The organism is Beduini massiliensis, assembly GCF_000829905.1.
GTDB lineage: Bacteria > Bacillota_I > Bacilli_A > Erysipelotrichales > Coprobacillaceae > Beduini > Beduini massiliensis.
The window spans coordinates 157,859-184,507 of record NZ_CDPP01000005.1; the positions used below are offsets into that span (position 1 = coordinate 157,859).

General features: G+C 36.5%; 19 protein-coding genes. 17 read left to right on the forward strand and 2 right to left on the reverse strand.

The genetic code is table 11. The annotated features are described in order from the left end of the window. Positions 1–121 precede the first annotated feature (121 nt). From BN1225_RS14520 to BN1225_RS07550, 4 genes are all read left to right on the forward strand, one after another. The gene (locus BN1225_RS14520) at positions 122–685 is read left to right on the forward strand and encodes a hypothetical protein (RefSeq protein ID WP_052466463.1); all 564 of its coding nucleotides are present in this window, start codon (positions 122–124) and stop codon (positions 683–685) included. Positions 686–697: 12 nt separating this feature from the next. Next, the gene (locus BN1225_RS07540; protein ID WP_041139207.1) at positions 698–1,240 is read left to right on the forward strand and encodes a dihydrofolate reductase family protein; all 543 of its coding nucleotides are present in this window, start codon (positions 698–700) and stop codon (positions 1,238–1,240) included. Positions 1,241–1,372: 132 nt separating this feature from the next. Next, entirely contained in the window at positions 1,373–2,164 is a 792-nt protein-coding gene (locus tag BN1225_RS07545; RefSeq protein WP_041139208.1) for a DUF134 domain-containing protein, read from the forward strand. A 357-nt stretch (positions 2,165–2,521) separates the two neighbouring features. Further along, positions 2,522–3,574, forward strand: coding sequence for a GGDEF domain-containing protein (locus tag BN1225_RS07550; protein WP_052466466.1), 1,053 nt, complete (start codon positions 2,522–2,524; stop codon positions 3,572–3,574). Positions 3,575–3,745: 171 nt separating this feature from the next. Here BN1225_RS07550 and BN1225_RS07555 read toward each other — a convergent pair whose 3' ends face one another. Both BN1225_RS07555 and BN1225_RS07560 read right to left on the reverse strand, forming a co-directional pair. Further along, positions 3,746–4,636, reverse strand: a complete 891-nt coding sequence (locus BN1225_RS07555) for a LysR family transcriptional regulator (RefSeq protein WP_041139209.1) — start codon at positions 4,634–4,636, stop codon at positions 3,746–3,748. 134 nt (positions 4,637–4,770) lie between these two features. After that, positions 4,771–5,103 carry a winged helix-turn-helix transcriptional regulator gene (locus BN1225_RS07560; protein ID WP_041139210.1) on the reverse strand — a complete coding sequence of 111 codons (333 nt, stop codon included), beginning with the start codon at positions 5,101–5,103 and terminating at the stop codon, positions 4,771–4,773. 105 nt (positions 5,104–5,208) lie between these two features. Here BN1225_RS07560 and BN1225_RS07565 point away from each other — a divergent pair, with 105 nt between their 5' ends. The 13 genes from BN1225_RS07565 (at position 5,209) to BN1225_RS07625 (ending at position 26,583) form a co-directional block, all read left to right on the forward strand. Continuing rightward, positions 5,209–6,192, forward strand: a complete 984-nt coding sequence (locus BN1225_RS07565; RefSeq protein ID WP_041139211.1) for an oxidoreductase — start codon at positions 5,209–5,211, stop codon at positions 6,190–6,192. Positions 6,193–6,317: 125 nt separating this feature from the next. Beyond that, positions 6,318–6,695 carry a GntR family transcriptional regulator gene (locus BN1225_RS07570; protein ID WP_041139212.1) on the forward strand — a complete coding sequence of 126 codons (378 nt, stop codon included), beginning with the start codon at positions 6,318–6,320 and terminating at the stop codon, positions 6,693–6,695. Continuing rightward, positions 6,682–7,542 carry an ABC transporter ATP-binding protein gene (locus BN1225_RS07575; RefSeq protein WP_041139213.1) on the forward strand — a complete coding sequence of 287 codons (861 nt, stop codon included), beginning with the start codon at positions 6,682–6,684 and terminating at the stop codon, positions 7,540–7,542. Before BN1225_RS07570 ends, BN1225_RS07575 begins: the two co-directional genes overlap by 14 nt. Beyond that, the gene (locus BN1225_RS07580) at positions 7,542–8,267 is read left to right on the forward strand and encodes a hypothetical protein (protein WP_041139214.1); all 726 of its coding nucleotides are present in this window, start codon (positions 7,542–7,544) and stop codon (positions 8,265–8,267) included. The genes BN1225_RS07575 and BN1225_RS07580 overlap by 1 nt, the downstream gene beginning before the upstream one ends. A gap of 191 nt (positions 8,268–8,458) precedes the next feature. Further along, a complete protein-coding gene (locus BN1225_RS07585) occupies positions 8,459–9,355 on the forward strand; it encodes a transglutaminase-like domain-containing protein (protein ID WP_197066551.1) in 897 nt (298 codons plus the stop codon). A gap of 10 nt (positions 9,356–9,365) precedes the next feature. After that, positions 9,366–10,394, forward strand: coding sequence for a type II secretion system F family protein (locus BN1225_RS07590; RefSeq protein ID WP_041139215.1), 1,029 nt, complete (start codon positions 9,366–9,368; stop codon positions 10,392–10,394). A 10-nt stretch (positions 10,395–10,404) separates the two neighbouring features. Beyond that, positions 10,405–10,704 carry a hypothetical protein gene (locus BN1225_RS07595; RefSeq protein ID WP_041139216.1) on the forward strand — a complete coding sequence of 100 codons (300 nt, stop codon included), beginning with the start codon at positions 10,405–10,407 and terminating at the stop codon, positions 10,702–10,704. Continuing rightward, positions 10,697–11,146: a DUF4860 domain-containing protein gene (locus BN1225_RS07600; protein ID WP_041139217.1), complete on the forward strand. Its 450-nt coding sequence runs from the start codon at positions 10,697–10,699 to the stop codon at positions 11,144–11,146. The genes BN1225_RS07595 and BN1225_RS07600 overlap by 8 nt, the downstream gene beginning before the upstream one ends. 10 nt (positions 11,147–11,156) lie before the next feature. Continuing rightward, complete coding sequence (locus BN1225_RS07605; protein ID WP_041139218.1) at positions 11,157–11,534, forward strand: hypothetical protein; 378 nt, start codon at positions 11,157–11,159, stop codon at positions 11,532–11,534. Next, entirely contained in the window at positions 11,518–11,892 is a 375-nt protein-coding gene (locus BN1225_RS07610) for a hypothetical protein (RefSeq protein ID WP_041139219.1), read from the forward strand. Before BN1225_RS07605 ends, BN1225_RS07610 begins: the two co-directional genes overlap by 17 nt. Position 11,893: 1 nt before the next feature. Beyond that, a complete protein-coding gene (locus BN1225_RS07615; RefSeq protein ID WP_041139220.1) occupies positions 11,894–12,949 on the forward strand; it encodes a type IV pilus twitching motility protein PilT in 1,056 nt (351 codons plus the stop codon). A gap of 177 nt (positions 12,950–13,126) precedes the next feature. After that, complete coding sequence (locus BN1225_RS07620) at positions 13,127–14,305, forward strand: AfsR/SARP family transcriptional regulator (protein WP_041139221.1); 1,179 nt, start codon at positions 13,127–13,129, stop codon at positions 14,303–14,305. Between the two features lie 11 nt (positions 14,306–14,316). After that, positions 14,317–26,583, forward strand: coding sequence for a SpaA isopeptide-forming pilin-related protein (locus BN1225_RS07625; protein WP_041139222.1), 12,267 nt, complete (start codon positions 14,317–14,319; stop codon positions 26,581–26,583). The last annotated feature ends 66 nt before the right edge of the window (positions 26,584–26,649 follow it).

The following is a 26,649-nucleotide window of genomic DNA, read 5'->3' on the forward strand; positions in this document are numbered from 1 at the left end:
AAAATAGATAAGTATCGTCTGTTTATTCCCTAACTTTATAAAGATATAGAAAGTATCTTACAGCGTTTATAAAGTTTTATTTTGATTCATTTTATTCTCTTTATAAGAAAGGAGTGGGGATATGAAATTTAGAGATAAGCGGAAAAATGAAGTGAAAGAAGCCTATTCTATTGTAATCAGAGATGGCAAGGCATATATAACATTTGTAGAGAATGGCAAAGAGTATACATATTATGAAGATAATATTGACATCATGCAGCCTATAAGTCCGAAAGATAACAATACACCTTTTAAAGTTTATAAGTTAAAAAAACGTTGTTATCGATGTCATAAAGAAACAACCATTTATACGTACATCGTTTTTGATGATGGAACCTACGAAAATGTAGAGTACCCTTGGGATAAGCAAAGGTTACTGAAGAATCAAAACTTGTTTGCACATCTTCAAGATCCAAGTATTGAATATTACGGTTTACTGGTGATTGGAGATGATGAACGATTAGATCAGATGCTCATGAATCAATACCCTGATCAAATTAAAGTAAAGTACAGTAAAACACAAGGAAGACGTTATCCGATGAATTTATGTGTTCATTGCGGGGCACAGCAGGGATGGTATTTTATTTACCATGAGATCAACGAATGGATAAAGGATATGAAAGAAATTCCTTTTGATGAAATTTAATAAGGAGAAAATATGAGAAAAACCGTTTTATATATTGCCGTCAGTTTAGATGGATTCATTGCCGATCAAGAAGGCAACGTAGACTGGCTGGTCGGAGATCAATCATGCGATCTTGAGGAAACAAGCTATGATGAATTTATAAAGACCATCGATACAGTTATTTTAGGACACACAACCTATCATCAGATAGTGACAGAATTATCACCTGAGAGTTGGCCTTATGAGGGGAAACAAACTTATGTTTTTACCCATCGGGCTTATCCTTCTCACTCCAAGATTGAATTTGTAAATGAACAAGATATCTCAGTGTTCATTGATGAACTAAAACGTCAAGAGGGAAAAGATATTTGGATTTGCGGCGGAGCAAGCATTGTAAATCAATGTTTGAACAATGACAAGATCGATCGTTTGCATCTTACGCTTATTCCTTGCCTTTTAGGGAATGGTATCCGTCTGTTTGAAAAGCAGAAACAAATGAAACGCTTCAAATTAATTTCTAACAGCAGCTATAACGGAATGGCAGATGTTGTTTATGAGCGGATTAGAGAAGATTAGAGTAAAAAATAAATGTATTATACTCTATCTAATGGATCAACGTGAAATATCATTTATAGTGAATTGCTTTCACGTTTTTATTATGTTATAATAGTTATCGACATATGACGGAAACAAAAAAGGAGAAGATGAATGGCAAGACCAACAAGATGCAGAAGGGTTTGCATGGAACCGGCTTATGACTGTTTCCAGCCGGACGGAGTACCGACGAGAGAAGAAGTAATGATGACTCTCGATGAATATGAGACGATACGATTGATTGATTTGGAAAAAAGGACCCATGAGCAATGTGCGAAACAAATGGAAATTTCCCGTACAACAGTGACAGAGATTTATGAAACAGCTCGCCAAAAACTTGCCGACAGTGTTGTCAATGGGAAAAGACTGTATATTTCAGGTGGTCATTATCAGTTGTGCGATGGAACAGCTTCTTTTTGCTGTAACAAGAAATGCAGATATGCCAAAACATCCGTCAAAAAAATAAGGATTCAAAGAAAGGAAGAGAATCAGATGAGAATAGCAGTAACTTATGAAAATGGGAAGGTTTTTCAACATTTTGGGCATACAAAACAGTTTAAATTTTATGATGTTGAAGATAAAAAGGTTGTAAAATCACAGATTGTGGATACGAATGGGCAGGGACATGGTGCGTTATCTGAGTTTTTAACACAAGCAGGAGTGGACATGTTAATTTGCGGTGGTATTGGTGGCGGAGCACAGACGGCACTTTCTAATACCGGTATTCCATTATATGGTGGAGTTACTGGGGAGGCAGACGAAGCAGTCAACGCTTATTTGACCGGAGAGTTGAATTATGATGTGAACGTTCATTGCTCTCATCATGAACATGAGCATCACTGTGGGGAACATCATTGCGGTGAAGATAAGCATGGCTGTGTAGGTAATGGAAAATCTTGTCAATAAGCCCCGTTTTTTAAAACGTTATCTTTAAAAATGATGTTATTTTTTGATATGTGTTTACCTTCGGTAGTTCAAATTACTTATTCAAAGTTTTTGTTTACGAAATCATGATATTTTTTAGAGATGGATCAAAAGAATCGGAACCAAATGAAAAATAGAGGATGTTATCAATGAGGCGGTCAATGCAAATTGATCGTTTTTTGTTTGGCTAATTATAGAAACATAACAATCTAAAATAAAATAAACAAGAAATTCAGTGTTTTTACTGAAATTGTGACTGTAATTACCATTATTTGTGATAAAATAGTTGTCTGATATTCAAAAAGTTATTATGATGTATGTAGAGGGGAGGAATCCATAATGTTTGAAATGCCAAAATCACTGGAATCACATGAGACCGATTATATTTATAAAGTTTATCGAAACATCATTGGTTTGGGAATCCTTCTACATGTTGCTTATGCTTTATTATTTGGAATGTTTCAATATCAGTTGGGATGTCTATATAATATTGGCAGTGTTATTTTTTACATCACAATGCTTTTTATAGCGATTAAAAAACAACGCTATACTTTAGTTGTGACATTGATTCATCTGGAATCCCATCTGTTTGTATGCTTACATACTCTCATGTATGGATGGGAGGGAAGCTTCTATATGTTGTTAGTGGCGATGGCAAGTTTAGTTTATTTTTGTCCTTATAAACGGACATATATCCCATATCTCATTTCTGTTTTTTATTTTATAATGTTTTTTATCTTACGTATTTATACCTTGAATTATGATCCTTGGTTTGTTATTAATCCGATATTTACTCATGTTATTTTCTTTTGCAATTGCATCGGCTCTTTTAGTATTATTTTGTATGTCGCTTATGTGTCTAAAGTCAATGCGGCTGTAAGCCAGAAAGAACTGAGGATTCAAAATGACAACCTCCAGCAGTTAGCAGACTATGATCAGCTGACGGGACTGTATAACCGCCACTATTTGAAAGAGATTTTTAAAGAGGGGATTAAAGAAAATAAAGTTCTGGCGATTGGCGATATTGATGACTTTAAATTAATCAATGATCAATATGGGCATATTTGCGGTGACCAGATCTTACGTGAACTCTCTGAACAAATGCGACAGTTTTTTGATTCTGATGTCTTTTTATGTCGATGGGGTGGAGAGGAATTTGTCTTTATATTTTCAAAGACAGATCTTAACAAAGTACAAAAGGAATTGATAGATTTTTGTCAGTGGATCGAGGAACGGGACTTTTACTTTGAAAACCATGTGATTCATATCACTTTAACCTTTGGTATAAGTGAAAATAATGAGGAAATGAATTTGACGCAATGGATTGAAGAAGCGGATCAACTCCTTTATAAAGGGAAAAAGGCTGGAAAAAATAAGGTCTTGGTAGAATAGACCTTTTTTCATTTTATGAAGTATAAGGGAAGCTGAGAAAGATTTTAAAGAGAAGCTTTATAATAATAAGGCAATTTAAAAAATGGGAGCTGTGTAAATGATTATATAATAACCCCGCTAATTGAATGACTCAACCAGCGGGGGAAGTTAGATATAGTTCGCTCAGATATATTATTTCGAGTATTTTGAAAATTCTTCACGAATTTGATCTAAGAAATATTCGGAGGCTTTAGAGAAAATCTGATATTTTTTCCAAACCAAATTCAAATTCACTTCAAGTCTTGGCTCTAATGGACGAAAGCAAAGGGGGCTGTCACCACTGGTATTAATCAGTTTATCTAAACTTAAAGCATATTCGCCTTGTTCTTCCACTAGAAGAGATGCATTGTAAATAAGATTATAGGTGGTCGTAATGTTCAAATGTTTATGATTTCTGCCAAACCATCCTGCAATTTCATTTTCTACAGCTCTTTGCGTTGAGCAAATCAAGGGTTTATTCATCAAATCTTTAGGGGTGATGGTGGATAAGGCGGCTAATGGATCATCTTTCCTCATTAAAACGCCCCATACATCCGTAGTTGGCATTTTAATGAAATCATATTTAGAGACGTCTGCAGGCTCAATAAGAATACCAAAATCGATCAGTCCTTTATCTAAACGATCGGTTACATCCTCGGCATTTCCACTGTAAAGATGAAATTTCAGATGTGGATGATCCTGTTTGATTTGATGTATTACTTTCGCAATCAATCGCATACTATCTGTTTCTCCGCTGCCAATGAAGATATCTCCGCTTAAAACGGCATCATCGGCTAGCATTTCTGCTTCTGTCTTTTCAACTAGACTGACAATTTCTTCTGCCCGTTTTCTAAGAAGCATCCCGTCTTTAGTCAATGTAATCTTACGATTTCCTCGAATAAACAGTGATTTTCCCAGTTCATCTTCCAAATCTTTCATTTGTCTTGAAAGTGTTGGTTGAGTGATATGCAAAAATTCGGCAGCTTTTGAAATGGTTTCTTCTCTGGCAATCGCTAAAAAGTATTCCAATACTCTTAATTCCATAATCGTTGACCTCCTTTTTCATTTTAGTATAGCGTTATTTTATATGCTTATCAAGTATACCAATATATTAAATATAGATAAATATGATTTCATTAATAAAAAGAATCTCATACGATCATAAGATACTTTTCTTGCTACAATGCCCAATTGGCGGGTACATGCTCATTTCCCCACTTGCATAACGAACTTAAAATAGGCATCATGGTTTTTCCGGTTGCGGATAGAGAATACTCAACTTTAGGGGGAACCTGCGGATATTCTTTACGAATAATAATCCCGTCTTGCTCTAAGCCTTTTAGTTGATGACTGAGCATTTTATGAGTGACTTTGCCCAATGCTTTTTTTAATTCCCCATAGCGCATGGTCTCATTTTTCCATAGCCAGAATAATATGTGCATTTTCCATTTGCCATCAATTAAAGAAATGGCATATGCAAATGGACGAACATCGATTTCTTGATTATTCATCTTTACTCTCCTTTTAGATAGTATCTTTCATAAAAGTGCGTTCTATCTTTTTGTATTATACTATGTTAGGATTTCATTAATCAATAAAAGAAGAGGAGAATGATTATGAGTCGATTAAATACATCTATAAACATAAAACACTTAATCTTAAAAAATCGGTTAGTTATGCCGCCAATGGCAACTTCCAAAGCTGATCATGGGGAGATCAATCAGGCTCACATAGACTATTATAAAGAAAAATCAATGGGCGGGTATTTGGGCTTGATTATTATTGAACATAGTTACATCAGTGAAGAGGGGAAAGCAAGTCCTCATCAGGTTTCGTTATCTAAAGAAGAAGATCTAAAAGGGCATCGAAAATTAGTGAATGTAATCCATGAAAATGACACGCCTGTTTTTGCACAGATTAATCATGCCGGCAGCAGGGGAAGTGGTAAAATCAAATGGAGTGCCAGTCCAGTTCACCATCCACGTGATCAAAAAGAAGATCCGCTGCCAAAAGAAATGAGCCATACAGATATTCAAAAAGTTATTCAAGATTTTGTCAATGCTGCAGTACTAGCGAGAAAAGCGGGCTTTGATGGGGTGGAGATTCATTCTGCACATGGTTATTTGCTCAATCAGTTTTATTCACCGATAACCAATAAAAGAGCAGATTGCTATGGTGGTAGTTTAGCTTCAAGAATTCGATTGCATTTAGAGATCATTGCCGCCGTAAGAAAGGCAGTTGGCGATGATTATCCCATTGCACTGCGCTTAGGGGCATGTGATTATCTGGAGGGTGGAAGCGAGATAAATGATGCAATAGAAGCCAGCTTGGCTTTTGAAAAAGCAGGAGTAGATTTGTTGGATATCAGCGGTGGCTTGAATGGCTATATCCGCCCGGGTCAAAATGAAGAAGGTTATTTCAAAGATGTGACTTCTCTCATTAAAGAAAAGGTTTCGATTCCGGTACTTTTAACCGGGGGAGTGAGAACCCCTAGCGGAGCCGAACGCTTGCTGGAAGAAAAAGATGCGGATTTAATCGGAGTGGGAAGAGCGTTGTTTCAAGATTCGTTATGGGCAAAGCACTGCGTTGAATCATTATAATAAAGCAAGGATCTGTTAATAAAACAGATCTTTTTTTATTTGCTGTTGACAAATAGGGTTTCTGTGATATACTTCAAGTAAGGTAGTTAGTTACTTGGGTAACAAACTATAAAAGGAGGGGCCAAATGAAAATAGATACAGCTAGTGAAATTCCTATTTTTATCCAGATTGCCGAACAATTGGAAGATTCTATTTTTACCGGCATTTTTCAAGAGGAAACTAAAATTCCTTCTACAAATGAAATATCTATGATTTTTAATATCAATCCACATACGGTATTAAAGGGAATGAATGTGTTGGTAGATGAAGATATTCTTTATAAGAAAAGGGGGTTAGGCATGTTTGTTAAAGAGGGGGCAGTGGAGAATATAAGAGTGAAAAGGAAAAACAAATTCTATGATCAATATATTGCTACACTGATCAATGAAGCCAATAAGTTGAAGATGAGCAAAGAACAAATCATTCAGTTGATAGAAAGAGGGTATAGTAATGAGAGCCATTGAAATAAATCAAGTATCAAAAAAATATAAGGATACGTTAGCATTAGATCATGTTCAATTCAAATTTGAACATGGCAAGATCTATGGATTACTAGGTAGAAATGGAGCCGGTAAATCCACACTTCTAAATATTATATCAAATCGTATCTTTGCTTCAGAAGGAACTATTTTGATTGATGGACAAGATAGTAAGGACAATGAATTGGTTCATGAATTAATTTTCTGCATGAGCGAAGCTGATTTATATCCTAATCTTAAAGTAAGAGAATTAATGAATTGGACAGAACAATTTTATGATTGTTTTGACAAACAAAAAGCGATTGTTTTATGTAAACATTTTGGGCTTGATCAAAATAAAAAGATCAATGCGCTTTCTACCGGTTATAAATCTATCTTTAAGTTAATCGTTGCTTTGTCATTGCAGGTGCCTTATGTTATTTTTGATGAACCAGTGTTAGGATTAGATGCCAACCATCGTGAAATGTTTTATAAGCTACTATTGGAAGATTTTGAAAAAAGTCAGCGTACAATCATCATAGCGACACATCTGATTGAAGAAGTAGCAGGAGTGATTGAGGATGTCGTTATTATTGATCAAGGTAAAATATTACTTCAGGATTCAGTAGAAAATCTGATGTCTAAAGGGTACAGTATTTCAGGTTTGCAAGGGGATGTGGATATGTACTGTCAGGATAAAAATGTGATTGGCTTTGATGAGTTGGGCAATATGAAGATTGCTTATGTATTAGGCGAACTTGATGAACGTCAATTAAATGAACGCTTGCACCCATCCTCTATCAATTTACAGAAATTATTTGTGAAACTAACAGAGAGTGGAGGGACTTTCTAATGAAAATTAAAACGATGATTAAATTTGAATGTGTGACTACGTTAAAATCATTGGCTATCTTTTATGCTGTTTTATATGGAATCATCTTATTTGGCTATTTCATTGCTTGGATGATTCAAGGTCATTTAGGCGGCTCGGTTTTTAGTGGGACGGAGATGGCATGTATGATCTATTTAGGTATTCTAGGTTCATTAGGGTTTAACGAAGATTTCAAGTTTTTTATGCAAAATGGATTTACAAGAAAATCGATTTTGATTGGAACATTGGGAATGTTTACCTTGATTTCATTGTTAATGGCAATCGTTGATACATGTATGGCTGCCCTGCTTGTACGATTTACTGGATTTGCTCCGCTTTTTAATCAAATTTATGGGGTAGGACATTCTATTATGATTCAGTTTATTTGGCTGTTTTGTTTCTATTTCCTAGTTTCTTCATTAATGTATCTGTTGAATCTGATCTCGAATAAAATTGGCAAAAAGATATTCTATTTTATCTTAATTGTCTTAGGACTTATTTTATTTGTCATGGTGCCATTACTTTTTAACTTAGTTTTGCCAAGAGAGCTTGTTATGAATATTATTGATGGGGTGTTAAGAATAATCGGCTATCGCAATGATGGTACTATTCAATTCTTATTTCCGATACTGACAGTATTCGCTGTCAATGTCATCATTGCACTTAGCAGCTATTGCGTTATCAAAAAAACCGAACTTAAAGTATAATCTCTTTTATAACGAGAGTTTTAATGGGAATATTTGAAAATTTGATTTGGAAAACTGTTATCAAAAGGTAACAGTTTTTTATTTGGGATAAGGCAAGTATAGGCAATGGGAATACTTACGAATTTAACAAACCACACGTTTGTTTTATCGATAGGTTTCGTGTATAATAATAAAGAAAGAAGGGGATAGTGGTGAGGCTGAAAAAATTTTATATCATGATATTATCGCTATCTCTGATGCTTTGCGGCTGTTCTGATAAGGGAGAGAATTATCCGAGTGATTATCCGGATTCACCAACGTATAGTGAAGAAGAAATTTTATATCCCGAAAATCCCGGAGAAAACCTTATCCAAAGCTCAATCGCAAATGTTGATTACAGTCATGTTGATTTAGGATATGTGATGGCTTACTTGAATAATAAGAGTGAAAAAAAGATCAAGATTCAAATATCCACTTCTATACAGACATATAATTATGATTTAACGAGTACTGAACCGGTGGCGTTTCCAATGCAGATGGGGAATGGGGAATATCTTATCAAGGTATTGGAAAATACGCAGGGCGATGAATATGCAATCGTAAAGTCACAGAAAATCAATGTTGTATTAAAAGATGAATTGACTCCGTTTTTATATCCAAACCAGTTGGTGAATTATCAAAAGGGAGATATTATCACTAAAAAGAGTATAGAACTTGTACAAGAAGATACGAATGATTTGCAAAGAATCCACAATATTTATGATTATGTCGTTCATTATCTTGATTATGATAATGATAAAGCAACGATTGCAACTACAAAATATATTCTTCCGAATCTAACAGAACTATTTGAAAGTAAAAAAGGAATTTGCTTTGACTATGCGGCAATGATGGTGGCAATGCTTAGAATCAATCATATCCCGGCAAGGTTGATTTGTGGAAACACAGATATCGAATATCATGCATGGGTAGAGGTTTATTTAGAAGGAGCAGGCTGGGTCAATCCGGATACATTCATCGATGAAAAGGTCTGGACGCGGATGGATCCTACCTTTGCCAGTTCAAAATTCAATTATAAGGGACAGTATGAAGCTGTTTACTATTATTAGGGGGAGCACTATGAAACTAAATTTTGAAGAAAAATGCCTCTTTGCCAGTCAGATGGCAATGATTCTAAATGCCGGATTTGATATGCAGCAAGGGGTTGAAATGATCCAGCAGGAATCTGAAAATTCACATCTAAAAGAAGTGTTGAAAGAGGTTATTGAAAATTTTAAAGAAGATTCACGTTTAAGTCAGGCGGTCATGAAAACAGAGGCTTTTGATGGCTATATGGTACATTTATTAGAAGTGGGAGAAATGAGCGGACATTTAGATGATGTCATGCTTTCCTTAGCGAACTATTATGGAAGAATGAAAGATATGTCAGACCAGCTCCAACAGGCGTTGACCTATCCTATCGTACTGCTCATGATGATGTTTGTGGTGATCGGGGTTATTGTGTTTAAAGTGTTGCCTATTTTTCAGAACGTTTTAAAAAGTTTGGGAAGTCACCTGTCACCCTATGCGTATACATTTATGAAAGTGGGACAAATTGCTTCTGTTATCGGTTTTGTTGTTTTGACGGTTGTTTTGATTGGGGTTCTTGCCTTTTATATCTATTCGAAAATGACACGTACAAATTTACTGACGGTTTTTATCTATAAGACTCCCTTTATGAGATCTTTATCCTATGCCTTGTCTCATGCCCAAATGACCTATGCCTTATCAATGTTTATGTCAAGTGGCTATGAGTTTGAAGAAGCGGTAGAAAATGCGATCCCTTTAGTGGAAGAAAAAGCATTGAAAGTAAATTTACAAAAAGCCTATCAAGATATGCGGGCAGGAGACATGTTTATTGACAGTGTATCGAAGCATCGCATTTATCAAGGAATGAAGCTGAACATGCTGCAGGTTGGGGTGAAGACCGGACAAGTCGAACAAGTACTTAAACAATTGTCTGCAACTTATCAAGACGAAGTCAGTGAATCCATCACTCGCTTTTTAAACATTATAGAACCTGCGATTATTACCTTTTTATCTGTCATTGTGGGAATGATCTTGCTTTCTGTTATGCTGCCGATCGTTAGCGTGCTTTCATCTCTATAGGGAGATTCTTATGAAAAACATAATAAAAATCTTCTTTATAGGAGCCATGATTTTCTTGATATGGATCGGATTTCAAGAAGCCAGTCAATATTCTCAAAAAGAAGATTTGCAAAGGATCAGTGATACTATTGAAGAGCTGAGTTTAAAGTGTTACAGCATTGAAGGCAGATATCCCAAAGATGTAGCGTATTTAAAAGAGTATTATGGTTTGTTGGTCAATGAAGAAGATTATAATATTCTCTATCATTATGAAGGGGATAATCTTAAGCCAACAATCCGCGTCAGTAAGAAGGTGACTCACCATGAATAAACGTTCACATATTCAAACCTTGATGTTTCTTACCTTGTTTTTAATTTTTGTGATGGGATCTTTCTTTATCATGACAAGTGAGATTCAAGTCTATCAGAATATTCATGAAAGTATTACCTCTCAAGATCAGCTGATGACTCCGTTAGCTTATTTGAATACACGGTTAAAAAGCTATGATCAAAAAGGCGCGATTGAACTTATCACGATTGAAGAAACCTCTTGTTTGAAAATGGAAGAGGATGAACATATCACCTATATTTACTATTTTAACGGTTATCTGCGCGAACTTTATACGGTGAAAGATTATATGCCATCGCTAGATGAGGGAGAAAAATTGTTTAAACTCGATGATTTTAAAATGAGCTGTCAGGATCAGCTATATCATTTTAGTGTTCAAATCGGTGAGCAGAAGGAACAGATTGCCATTTATATGCATAGTTAGGAGGAATCACATGAAATCAAAAGGGCATTCATTTTCATATTTAATGGAACTTATTATTGTGATCTTCTTTTTTGTTCTGTCTGCAACGATTTGCGTTTCTTTAGTGGCAAAGGCAAAAGAAAAACAGGAGAGGGCCAGTTATTTAGAAACAACGATGAATACGGCTCAAAGTATAATTGAAACAATGCAGGCATATCCATCACAAACGCCGCAGCAGCTTTTTGGTGCAGTGGAAAAAGAAGAGGGAATCTATCAAGTGGATAATTTAATCATTGAGTGGCATCAGGAGGATGTTGTTCGTGGTGCAGTTATTCTTTATGATCAAGAGAAAATGGTCAGTCAGTTTCCCTTTGTTTTAGGAGGAAATCACGATGAAGAAGGAGAATAGAGGATTTCACATGGGAGTTGGCGCTTCCACTATTTTCATGATATTTGTGGTATTGGTTATGTTCATTCTGGCTATTTTGTCTTATTTAAGGGCAAACTCTCATTATGAAGCAATGATGCGCCAGATGGCACTGACCAGCGATTATTATCAGTCAGAAGCAAAATTGCTTGATCAATACTATGGACTAGACAGTACCAAGCTGCAGGAGGAACTTTCAGGAATAGAGTATCAATATCAAGATGACGTTTATGTATTACAAGATCCATTAATGAATGGACGCACATTGAAACTGACGTTTAAAGTTGAGGAGAATCAATTCGTGCTTTTATCATTAAAAACAGAAAATACGGAGGATTAACATGGAAGCAAAGACATTATTAGAAGATGTGGTAAATAAAGGAGCATCGGATATCTTTATCGTGGCAGGGTCTCCATGTGCCATAAAAGTAGAAGGACAAATTCAAAAATATATGGGGGATCGACTGACCACACAGGATACCGAAAATCTAATTCGTGAGATTTATCATATTGCTCAAAAAGAGGATATTGAAGAATTTATTCAAAGCGGAGATGATGATTTTTCTTTTTCGATTCCGGATGTCGGGCGTTTTCGTGTCAATGTTTATAAACAAAGAAGTTCTTTAGCCGCTGTTATTCGTGTCGTGCGTTTTGAATTACCGGATCCGCAGGCACTTCATATTCCTGAGGCAGTGATGAATTTGGCTTCCACTAAAAAGGGCATGATTTTAGTAACCGGACCGGCCGGAAGCGGAAAATCAACGACACTTGCTTGTATGATTGATCAAATTAACCGTCAGCGCAACACACATATCGTAACGATTGAAGATCCGATTGAATACCTTCATAGTCATCAAAAGAGTATTGTGTCTCAACGTGAAGTGTATCATGATACGAAAGATTATGTTTCTGCACTTCGTGCCGCTTTAAGAGAAGCACCGGAAGTGATATTGGTTGGGGAAATGCGTGATTTAGAGACAATTGAAATTGCGATCACAGCAGCAGAAACCGGGCATTTGATTTTTTCTAGTCTGCATACTGTTGGGGTGGCCAATACAATCGATCGAATGATTGATGTTTTTTCACCATCACAGCAGCAGCAAATCCGTATACAGTTATCTATGGTACTTAACGCAGTTGTTTCTCAGCAACTGTTGCCGGGGATTGATGGGAAGATGATTCCGGTATTTGAAGTGATGATCTGTAATCAAGCGATTCGCACTTTAATTCGCGATGGCAAGACTCATCAAATTGACAATGCGATTTCATCAGGGCGACAACAAGGAATGATGACAATGGATGAAGCAATTTTAGACCTTTACAAACAAAATAAAATTACGAAGGAAACCGCCATGTTGTTTGCGACAAATCCATTGCAAATTGAAAAAAAGCTTTAAAAGGGGAGTTCCCTTTTTTATTTATCACAAATTACAAAAAAAGAAGTAAAATTACTTTTAAAATATATAGTTTTTGTGACGGAAAAGAGTATAATAAAAGTGGAAGATTATAATTAAGAAACATATGAATGGTTAGAAATAACGTATCAATCAAAAAAGAAGAGGAGAGCGAATAAGATGAATCGAGAAATATTGAATGTTCAAACATTGGGAAAACTTAAAATAGTAAGCGGGGAAACGTATTTTCCTTCAGAAAGACAACGAAGTGCTCAAGTGGAACTATTAATTGTTTATCTTATATTAAATCGTAATCGTAATTTAACCACTTCTAAACTGATTGATTTTTTATGGTCGGACGGAGACTCTGATAAACCGGAAGGTGCATTAAGAAATTTAGTTTATCGAGCACGTAAAGAAATGAAGAAATTTTTTGACGATGTCAACTGTATTCAGTCACAGGGACATAGTTATCATTGGAATATTGAAGTCGAATGCAAAATTGATTATGAGGAAATATTAAAATTAGCGAATCGAGTTAAACAAGAAACAGACTTAGAAAGAAAATATGAAAAATGTTTGAACCTATTAGGGAAATATGAGTATGATTTTCTGCCTGAATTCAACTATAACAGTTGGATCATGCAGATGAATAATGTGTTGGAAACGAGTTGTCTGGAAGCCATTGAACAGACGTTAGAAATGCTGCAGGATCATGAACGATTTAATGAAATTTTAAATATCACCAATCATCCGCACATTCAAAAACTATTGGATTCACATCTTTGTGAAATGAAGCTTTATGCTTATTATAAAGCAGGTCAGATTGATAATGCTTTATCGTTTTATCGTCAAACTGTGGATTACTACTATAGTCAGTATGGGATGAGCGTGTCCCAAAAACTAAAAGAAATCTATCAATTAGTTTTGGATACAGCACCGGCTACGCAAATTGGCGTAGATGAACTAGAACAGAATTTAACGAATACCGGAGATTTCGATACGACCTTTTACTGTGATTTTGATGTTTTTAAAAATATTTACCAAGTCAATCTGCGTTCTGCCAGACGTTCGATGAAGGCACGTGTTTTAGCGTTGCTGACGATCTATGATGAAACAGATCAGTTATCAGAAAAAGAGTTGCAGGAAGAATCGAAAATTTTGAGGAATGTCATAGCGGGCAGTCTGCGGAAAAATGATGTGTTTTCTAAATTCAATATGACTCAATTTTCTTTAATCGTAGCTTCACCGGATATTGAGGGAGCTGAAATTGCTGTTAATCGCATTCAAAAAAGATATGATGAAAAGAAAAAACATCCGCACGTCTTATTAAAGAAAGACCTGAAAAAGATTAATTAGGGGGAAACTTCATGAAAAAAACAATAAAAATACGACCCATGTTAAAAAAAATAAATATACTTATCTTAATTTTAGGGATGATGGTTTCATTAATTCATGTAGGTATTCCTGACATACGTGCGAGCGAGAAGGTAACAGCAAATATTTCCTTTGAATCTCAGATTGTAAATGGGATTGGCTCAAGCCAGACACTTGAAAATATTCAATCCGGAGAACCTTTCTTTTTAGCACTGCGTTATACAGTTAACTCCGGTGGGGATAATGTTCGCTATAATGAATGTGGCGTTACGATTCAGCTGCCTAAATATGTCAAATTCGATGAACTGGCAATGGGCGGACAAGCTTCTATTTTTGATTCAGCAACAGTAGAAGATAAATTTGGTGATGGTACTGAGTTCGTTTATTTAACTTCAAAAGGAACGTTGACATCTGGAACGGCCGGAACGATATACTTAAAATTACATTTTGAAAATTTGAAAACGCCGGATGGGACATTGGCGAGTTTCAATAATATGGTTATGACAGGAAATCAGTTGGTAGGATCAGTATCTACTCCAATCTATGATATTAAAATTCCTAATGCTTCGATTATCTCTACTGCTCATCAGGAATGGGAAGTTCAAAAAACGATAGCAAAACAAGAAAATCAAGATGTCAGCATTATCAATCAAAATGGAGTGGATTATTATAAAGTCAACTATCAGATCTTAGTCCGTCCCGGAAATGAAGCAACAAGCGGGAACCGCTATGGGCGATTAGAGTGTGAAACGTTTGATTTATATGATACATTGCCAATCGGATATCCAACCGGAGGCGGGGCAACACAGGTCAGTGTTGCCATCGGAGATCGTACATTAAGTGAAGGCAGTGACTATTCACTGGATAAAAATGATGATGGTTCAATTAAGACCATTCATTTCAATGAAAATTCTTTAAATAAATATCAAACAAGCCCGACGGATACTAACTTTATTCCAGAAGGAACACCGATTAATACGACGTATACGGTTAGTGTTTTGTACCCTTATAAGGCCTATGAAATTCCTGTCAATGAGCCTTTTATCCAAAAAATATTGGATAATCAGGCAACATTACTTTATAAACCGCTTAATAAAAATGAGCAGACTTTAAAAAGCAATGCCATGATTCAAGTGGGATGGCAAGATGAAAATGCGGGGTATTATGATCTGACAATCACTAAAAAAGTGAGTGTCGGGACTGTCGGAACTCCTTCTATCCCGGTAGAAGAGACAAACGTTATGACTAAAGCATGGCAGGATATTTATTATGCACATAATGAGAGTCCGGTCGTATTTGGCTTATATACCGATCCAGCGTGCAGTTCACCTGCTAAGAATTATGATAAAGAGGAACTTATTGGAAAACAAATTGATGAAAACGGGCAGATTGTTTTTAGTAAATTATTAAAAGGAACCTACTATCTTAAAGAAGAAAGTGCGCCATCTTTATTTGATGCACAGCCAATTAAAAAGGTCGTTGTCCAAGAAGACGGTAAAATCCTTGTGGATGATGTCGTTTTGCAAGATAATTCTATGGAGGTTGTCAATACATCCAGCCAATACGGTTATGTTGCCTTTTGGAAACGTGGAAGCAGTGCAACTCAGCAAGATACAGGATGGCTGCAGGGCGTTAGCTTTACTCTGACGAATAAAGAGGATTCGACGAAGACTTATCAGGCGACTTCTAATGAACAAGGATTAGTGCTTTTTTCTGGAATTCCGGCAGGGAATTACACAATAACAGAAAACAATGACGATGCTGAATTTGTACCTAATGATACAGTTTGGGATATTCAGGTTGCAGCTAATAAAGTGAATTATCCTAGTACTATGGATAAAATTGATGGATATCCTTATGTATTAAATGTATCTAATAAAGGAAAATTCAAGATTATAAAAAAAGATGCTCAAAATACGAATGTGTTATTAAGCGGAGCAGAGTTTAAAATTTATGAAATACCAAATAAAGCTACACCTCTAACAGAGGAAGAATTGAGAAATTTTGTTCCTCTTCCTACATTGGACAGCTATGATTTAAAGGAAAGTGCTGTAAAAGGAGAATATGAATCTGGGGCATTAGAAGAAGGTTATTATGTGGTTCAAGAGACAAAAGCACCTCTCAACTATGTTTTAGAGGATACATTCTTTTTAGTGCATGTTACGAAAAATCATCTGGAAGAAATAACGGTGACTAATCAAAAACAGGGAAGTTTGATGATTAGAAAATTTGGAGTTTTATCCAGTTCGGTACAATTTGCGGTTCCTATTGGCGGTGCTGAATTTGAGGTATATACAGATGAAGCATTAACGCAGCCTGTTAAAGATGCAGAGGGGAACACTATTGTGATAACTCCTCAAATAGACATCAGCGATTCTCAAGGGTCTTCTTCAAAGATTGTATATTTAGATCCCGGACAGTACTATTTAAAAGAAACAAAAACACCGGAAGGTTATCAAGGACTCACATCTGCCGTACCGGTAACGATAGTAAGTGGGCAGTTAACGACTGAAAATATTAATAATACTGCAGAGACTATGGGGCAGTTAAAGATTACAAAAACAGATTCAAAGACGAATGCACCATTGGCGAATGCTGAATTCAGAATTATGGATATTAATGAATTAAGGGAGCCTATTACTTTAAAAACCAATAGTAAAGGCGAAGCGGTTTCTGTTTTTCTCCCAGCCGGAGAGTACAAGCTCTTAGAAGTTAAGGCACCTAACGGTTATGTGTTAAATACAACACCTGTTACTTTCACCATCAGCAATAATACTTTGACAGAAATCAAAGAAGAAATTAAAAACGATCCTTATATTAAAATGAGAATTAAAAAGGTCGACTCTGTTACCGGAAATATTATCCAAGGGGTAAAATTCAGAGTTTATGAAGATAAAGATGATCTGGCAAATTACTCGGAAAAGTCAACCGGACCGAAAGGATTTGCTACGTTCTATGATATTGTTCCCGGAAAAACATATTGGTATAAGGAAGTCAGTGTACCAAATGAGTATATCTTAGATTCTGAACTTCATCCATTTACAGCGCCTTTAGCTACAGATACAGATGATGATTTACTCGTTATTGAAGCTAAAGCAATCGTTGTAAAAAATGAACCGAAAGGAAAATTCTTCCTTGAAAAACAAAGAGAATCTTATAAGGAAGGAACTAACGGAACAACAACGTTAGAACCGTTAAGCATTTCATTCTCTTATTATCCAAAACTAACAGAAGACAGCGTGGCAGATAAAGCCAAGGCAACTGCTGATAAAACATTAGGTACGCTTCAAACCGGATCGGATGGAATGGGTGGCTCACCTTATTTAAAAAAAGGAGACTACTGGGTAGAAGAGAATAATACGAATGGGATTTATGAGACATTAGCTCCTCAAGTTGTCCGTGTAGAGGCTGGAAAAACAACAAAGAGTGACAGCAATACACTTAAATTAGTCAATACGTATGCAAAAGGGCGATTTAAACTAAAGAAAGTGGATTCCAATACACAACAGCCAGTCAATGCAACCTTTATTTTATATCGTTATCAAGATGGGGCAGATCTTAATGCGGTGACAAAAGATAATATTACTTCTTATGCGGAGTATGTTACTGAATTCAATACCTCTAGTACCGGTGTTTATGAATCAAAGATGTTAAGACCGGCACAATATGCGGTTGTTGAAAAAAGTGTCAATGGAAATTATGTATTAAGTGATGAGGTCTATAATTTTACGATTGAAAAAGGAGTTATCAACTTAGATTATTTTGACACACCGATTCAAAATGCACCTACCGGTTCATTAGAATTAGTAAAAAATGAGATTTGGGGAACTGGCAGCAGTCAAGTCACCCTTCCGGCTTATGGATTTACGTTTAATGTCTATGCCGCAAAACAAGTGACGGCTTCAACGCCGGAGGCAATCGAGTATAACGGACAGTATTATATTAAAGAAGGGAATTCAATCGCAACGCTAATCAGTGGTAAAAAGACAACAATCAGCGATTTGAATCCGGGGTTTTACTATATTGAAGAGGTATTGACAATAGAGCAGACAAAGGATTATGAACAACAATCCCCTCAGATTGTTGAATTAACAGCCGGAAAGAACGGTGTTGCAACATTCCATAACGTCAGCAAAAAAGCAAGAATCAAAGTAGAGAAGGTAGATGCTGGAGATTCTGCTAAACATTTGAACAACGCAAAATTTGATATTTATCAGCTGGCTGATAACCAAGATTTCACTCAAGTCAAAGATAATGAAGAGATCATTGTCATAGAGGGGACACAGTATAAAGTGGTGTCATCTGGTTTAGCTTATCAGATTATTTCCGGAACAGCTGTTTTAGTTAATGCCGATGGCAATATCGTTAACGGCGCTACAGAGGAGGGAATTGGGTATTCCGGATTGTTAGAACCTAATTCTATTTATTTCCTTAAAGAAGTACAGGCACCGGATGGTTATAAAGCATCTAATGAATGGACAAAAGTTCAGACAGGAGCGGCAGGAACTTTAACAGAAGTCACGATTGAAAACTTCAAACCGATTTCACCAACCGGTAAAAAGGTGGATGGAGTGGGTCAATCTGTAAATGGGGCGGTCTTGGCTTTATTGGATAATGAAGATAAAGCAAAAGCGATTATCAATATGTCAGAAGAAGCACTGGCAGCTTTAATTAATGACCCACTTCAACAGCAGATTTATGGAATCATGGCAACTTGTACGACAAATAATGGTGTGATTGATTTTGGCGAAGTAGACGCCAACAAAACATATTATATCGTCGAATTAAAAGCACCGCAAAATTATCTCCGTGATACCTCTGTTCATACAGTGACAGTAGTAAAAAAAGCAGATGGAAGCTATCAATATTATGAAAACGGTCATGTTTTAGAAATTGTCAACAATAAATATCAGCGTATCTGGATCCGTAAGCAATTAAAATTTGCCGATAAAACAGAATCTTTAAACGGTGTAAACTTCAAAATTTATAAAATTAAAGAAAAAGTAGCGCAAGGAACCGAAGGTGCAATCAAAGCTGATGATGGAAATTATTATACAGCAGAACAAATAAGCACGGTGCAAACGGGGACACAAGCAGCAGCTGGGGATGGAGTTGCCATTACGGAGCAGTTAGCCCCGGGAAGCTATTTAGTTGTAGAAGATTACGAAACATTACCAAAAAACAGTGGAATTGTGATTCCTAATGAAATAGTCGGACATGTAGTGAATTTATCTTATGTGACAAATGATGGAAAAGATAATTTAGTATTATATGAACATCCTATCGAGAATCAAACAAACTACGGTAAATTCATATTAATGAAAACGGCTCATAATGATCAAACATTGAAACTGCAGGCCGTATTCAAGTTGTTTGTGAAAGATGACAGCGATAATTATGTTGAATATAAAGATGAAAATGGAAAAACATTAACCATTGATACAAACAAAAACATCTATCAAAGTCCGATATTATTAAAGAGTGGACAATACCGTTTAGTTGAACAATCCGTTGAAAACGGCTATACGGCAGATGAAAATAACAGTTTTGATTTTGAAATCCGATCTAATCAAATTACAGGAAGTACGTATAATATAGCAACCGGAAAGTATGAAGCTGTTTATTATTCCACTTTACAAGATGCTTTAGATCATCCAATCACCATAATTAACAAGGAGCAGGGGCGTTTAGCTCTAACAAAAGCAGGGCGTCAGCTGATTGATCTTGAGGTAAAAGAAACGCCATTAGCAGGTGCTGAATTTAACCTCTACCAGTATGTTTTAAAAGATGGAGAATTACAATTAGACGATTCCACAAAAGTCGGAACAGCAAAATCACTATCCGATGGAACACTTGAGTTTTATCGTTTAGATGACAGCCAGATCAATGTTGGAGAAAACTGGTTGGATGAAGCAAACTATGTAATCAAAGAGACTGCAGTGACAGCTGAAAGCATTGCAAATGGTTATCAAGCAGAGTATTTAGGTAAAGTCAGCATCATCAGCAATCAGGAAACTACTTTGGTTACTCCTATTGATGAACAAGGAAAAGAAATTGGCAGTGCCGCAGATAAAATAGTGAATGAGTCTCATTATGGACAGTTCACCATAACAAAAACAGATGCTTCCGATCCGACTATTACACTTAAAGATGTTCAATTTGAAATTTTTAAGAAAGTAGGGGATACCGATACTTCTTTAAATCAATTTATCACAACCAACGATCAGGGAATTGCCGTATCACCACTACTTCCTGAAGGAAATTATTACCTTAAAGAAACAACGACGCCTACTGGTTATTTTGAAGATGAGACGATGCATGGGCCTTATCATGTTGAAGCGCAAAAAGTCAATGATGCATCTTCTTATCAAATTACAAACAAGAAAAAACAGTCTATCCAAATTATTAAGAAAGATCAAAAGACAAATCTTCCGATTTCTGATAAGCAGATGGAAGGAACTCAATTCAGTTTGTATTTAGGTGATAATTTAATTGAAACTGCAACTTATCAAAACGATACAGGTATCTATTTTGAAGATTTACTTCCTGATACTAAGTATCAGCTTCAAGAAGTCAAAGCACCAAATGGGTATGTATTAAATGAACAAAAGATTTCAATCACAACCCAAAGTGATGGGACTAAAAAAGAAATCGAAGTATTCAATGATCCTTACGGCAGTTTGAAAATTGATAAAGTAGCCGCTTGGGATAATTCAACGGATAAATTACCGCTCCAAGGTGCTGAATTCACATTGTATGATGCGGCAGGAAAAGAAGTGGCTAAAGAAATCAGTGATGAAAACGGTAAGGTACAGTTTTTAAATTTGGTAGCCGGAAACTATACATTAAAAGAAACAAAGACGGTGGATGGCTTTGCAGAGAATACTCAAGAATATCCAATCGTTATTGTGATGGGGGAAGAAAATACATCCCTAACAGGAGACCAGGCAATCGTCAATTTCCCAAACTTCGGTAAGTTTGAATTTAAGAAAACCAGTCCAGACAAAAACGGATTAGCCGGAGCCGTCTTTAGCTTATATAAAGGGGATCAGTTGATAAGTGATACGATCGTGACCAAAGAAGATGGGACATTTTCATCATTCATGTTAGAACCGGGACAGTATCGATTAGTGGAGACAACAGCACCGGAAGGATTTGAAAAGATTGAACCAATCGACTTTACAATTAATGCAAAGAAAATCACAACATTAACGACAGCTAATTTGGATACGCTGGTGGATCAGGCGTTAGGACAAGTTGAAATTACCAAACTAGATGATGTTTCATCTTATATTCCTAGTGCTGCTAATCAGCCAATCGAGGGGGTTCATTTTGGACTTTATAATCAGTCTGGCAGCTTAATTGAAGAAAAAGTGACAGATACGGATGGAAAAATTATTTGGACGGATGTGCCTGCAGGGGAATATTATGTTCAAGAGATAAAGACGACCGATAACCCGGATGGATATGTGTATTCGAAGGTTAGATATGATGTGAGTGTAAAACCAAATGAGTCGGCAGTAGAAACATATTATCCAAATGGTACAACAAATGGTGACATTATCAATAAAGCAGATAAAGGACGCCTAGTTATTCATAAAATAGATCCGAATTTATTGGATAAAGGATTAAGCGGAGCCGTCTTTAAGATTTACTCGGATGCGGCTTATACCACTGAAGTAGGGGAAATCACGACAAATGAATTCGGATATGCCATCAGTAATTTGTTGGAAGCCGAACAAACTGGAACAACGTATTATATAAAAGAAACAAAAGCACCAGAAGGCTATGTCTTAGATGATGACATTTATCCAACTAAACAGTCTATTACTGTTTATCCAATTCACCAGAGTGATTGGGTAATAGATGGAACGACTGATAAAAATAAGGTGACATTTAAAAATATTTCTAAAGAAGACTTGATGAATTTTAAATTAGAAATTCATAAGGGGATTACTTCATCTGATTTGAAATCTGTCACAGCAGATCAATCGTTGTCATTAGATCCATATAGGAGTGTATTTATCATTCGTAATTTTGCTAATGGGACGAATACTGTAAAAGCACAATCGATAGAAGTGACCGATACTCAGACAGAACTACAATATTATGATGCCAGTCAAGGAAAATATATCAAAGATTTACATGTGGATCAGGATTCTTATTATATTGATTCAGTGGTTATAAATCGAGCATATAATAAGGATAAAGATATCACGGTAAATGCGGAAATATATTATCAAACGTATGGCAGTGAAACGTGGTTGAAAGTGCCTAATGGGGAATTTAATAACTTACAGAAATTAAATCAAGGTCAAAGCCGATCGATAGGAATTGATTCCTCATTGAAAGCAGCTCATGTAAAAGTGGCTTATACGGGGGTAGAAGAAGGTTTCATATCCGATGGTTTTGATATTCATTATACCTTTAATCAGCGCCCAAGTGATGCCGCTTATAATGAAATCCGACGTATAGAAAATATTGCGGACGCACAATATCATTTTATCGTAAAAGATGAAGATGGAGTGAACCAGTTTAATACAGTGACCAGACAATCGGAAACAGTTGAAATCTTGCTGCCCGCACTAGAAAATAAAGTACCAACCGTTAACTTAGGCGTTGTTGCGGAAAATCCAAATGGGGATTCTAAAATATTTAAGCCGGGAGAAACGGTACAGTATACGATTACAGCACAAAATGTTTCCACAAACGGTGCGGACTTTAATCAACCGATTATCAGTTTTGATTTACCAATTGGAATGACCTTGAATGATTCCGTATCCAGTTTGATTGCCGAGCAATTTAAAATCATAAAACTGTCGGCAGATGGAACAACGGGTGCGGATATCAAACCAAGTGACATTGAAATCATCTTCTCAACAGTAGAATCGGCGCGTGTTCCGGGAACGGATGGTTTAGAGAGTCTAAATGAGCCTACTACAAAAGTAACCTTTAGATTTAAAAAGTATGGGGATGCGGCAAATCTAAAGCCTGGGGAGTCGCTCAAGATTACTTTCTCTGGAGCTATTTCCTATAGTCAGCCATCTTCACAAGACCGACCATTATGGGTGCTAGCATATTTAAACAGTGATGAAAAGATCGTTAAATCTGCAGAAAATCCTTATGGAAACAGTTTTAATGTCAATAATCCTGAACACAACAGCAATGCTTTAGTCGATGATGAGACACTTGATAAAGCATTAGGGGAAGATGTAGGCGGAAACAAACATGCCAACGCCAATGCGGATATACAGGTTAATGACAATAACACGCTTTATATTTATAAACAGGTAAAGGGTGACTTTGATGATGACTACGTAGACTATAACCGTATTGCGCAGACCTCTTCAGGAGGAAATATCGATTATAAGATTAACGTTAAAAACGGAGATGATTCCGATACACCGGTTGATCGTATTCGCGTTGTCGATATCCTGCCATTTTATGGCGACACATTAACAAGTCGTGACAATGAGGGGGCTTTCGTCTTTGATCGTTCTACGTCATTAAAGAAAGAAGCTTTGTTGAAATCTGTTGATTTTCTGGATCTTCCGGATTATGCAACGGCTAAAATCTATTATTGTATTGATAGTCGTAACTACGATGAAAAATGGGATAAATGGACAAAAGAAGCACGTCAAAAAGTATCTGCAGCAGAAGATTTACCGATTCTTTATAGCACTATGAGCGATGCTGAATGGCAAAATGGGATGCATACATGGTATTCAGCAAGTGAAATCACAAACGATGACTTAAAATACGTCAGTGCTGTGGCTGTTGAAATCAGCTGTGATAATGGTCAGTATTTTGAAAAAGGAGAATCATTAAGCATTGGTATTCAAATGCAGGCTCCTGTTTACAGTGCGGATGAATTAGATGCGTTTGATAATGAATACATTGCCAATTCAGCCATGGTAGCAGTAAGCCGTGGAGGAATGCGTGATGAGACCATTGCCAGCAATAACCGTACAGAAAATTATGAAGTAAAAGTAAAATTATCGATGCCTAAAGGAAAGATCGGAGACTATGCCTTCTATGATATCAATCGAGATGGATTGCAGGATGAGGGGGACGCCCCAATCGCCGGACTTGGCGTGAAACTGTATCAATATAAAACGACGTATGTAAACGGCAAACTTCATACAGAACGCAGTCTGATCAAAACGACAACCACATCTTCATCCGGTTATTATGCATTTGATGAATTAGACTGTAACGTTCCGGTAAATGGGGCTTCTAAAGATTCAACGGATCCAAATGACTTTGCCGGCAAAACCATTTATGAATATCAAGTGGAGTTTGAAAAACCACAGGATGAATCCCGTTATCAATATATTCCAACCCTTCCAAATGTCGGGGAAGATGATTTAATGGATTCTGATATTGGAAATGATGAGAATGATCCCGATACCTACTTATTGACTCCTATTGTGCGATTAACTGCGACAAAAGAAGGAACAAATTACGTAGGAGAAGTAAATAACAGTTTGGATGCCGGCTTTACAGCTTTAGGTGCATTAGGCAACTATGTATGGATCGATGCGAACCATAACGGTATTCAAGATGAAGATGAAAAAGGGATCAATGGTGTCATTGTCCGTGTCTATTATGCAAATAAAGATGGTAGTCGAGGAAAAGTTATAGAAGAAACCAAGACGACTTTCGGCTACGGCAATAAAGAAGGATATTATGCTTTCAAAGATCTTCCTGAAGGTAAGTATATTGTTGAGTTTGATACTTCTCAAGTGGTGACGGGAGGATATAACGAACATTACAGCTTTACAACACCTTATCAAGGCGACAGTGAATTTGATTCCAATGCTGTACATCGTGTCAATAACTTTACTATGCAAACCGATGTTATTGAATTAGATTATCGTGGTTATGATATGTCCATTGATGCCGGCTTAACGGTTTACAGTGCTATCAGCGGAATAGCTTTTGAAGATCGCAACTACAATGATTTACAGGATTTAGATAATGGAACGGATATTCCGGTACCCAATACATTGGTAGAACTGTATCGCATTAATCCTCTTGACGGAACACTCGAAACGACTCCGACCGCTACACAAGTGGTGAAAGAAGATGGACGTTACTATTTTGATCGTTTAGAAGACGGACAATATCAAGTGCGTTTCGTATTCCCGGATGAATATGAGATCGTTAATGGAAATATCGGCGGGGATGATACACAAGACAGTGATATCGAATATAATTTGAGTGCAGACTTAAGAAGTGGCTTTACGGATATTATTACTTTGCCGCCAAATACTTTGATTGAACATGTCGATGGTGGTGCTTCGCGCTACAGTGTCTTAGGAGATTATGTGTGGTTCGATGCCAATCAGAATGGACTTCAAGATAACGTCAAAGAAGAATATGGTATTGCCAATGTACCGGTATATTTACAAATGCGCTCACCAGATAGCGTTGGTTGGGAACAGGTTGCACAGGCAGTCACTGACCAAAGCGGACATTATTTGTTTGAGCATTTAAAATCCAGCGATTATGGGACAGAGATTGTTTATCGTATCGTTTTTGATCTGCCAATCTCTTCAAAATTAACAATTCCTAAAAACGGCGACAGTGAACTGGATTCCAATGCTTTAGCAACTTATTTACCGGGAGCTGGGTTCCCGACAGACATTATTCACTTAGCTTATCATACCAAAGATTTTTCTTGGGATGCGGGGATCATTGATTCTTATGGGGCTATCGGCGATTATGTGTGGTTTGATGAGAATCAAAACGGTTTGCAAGATGAAGTCGATAGCGGTATAGGCGGTATTTCTGTCATCTTGGAATACAATGAAACAGGCGATGTAAGTGATGATCAATTCTGGCAGGTGATGGGTCAAACTACAACGAACGCGGCAGGGTATTATCTGTTTACAAATCTGAATGCCGGGATGTATCGTGTTCGTTTCCAAATTGAACGTCCATATTATGTGACATTATCCAATGTTGGTAGTGACAGTGCTATCGATTCGGATGGCGTTGCGCTATTTGAAGATAACTGGTACTATAGCCGTCCATTCTATTTGAATGAAGAAGGCTATGATATGACATGGGACTGCGGTGTTTATTTACCAAAATCATTTATGAACGATTTTGGCGGATTTAACACTCCGGATACCAAAGATCCAACCTCAATCATGACATGGTCATTAATCGGGCTGGTGTCAGCGGGAATTGTCAGTGGAATCGCTTTAGAAACAAGAAAGAAAAAAAGAAGATTAAAACAAGATATTAAATAGTGGAGCTGAGAAGCTCCACTGTTTTTATCTTAATTATCGCTAAATCTTCTTCTTTATTATAGAAAA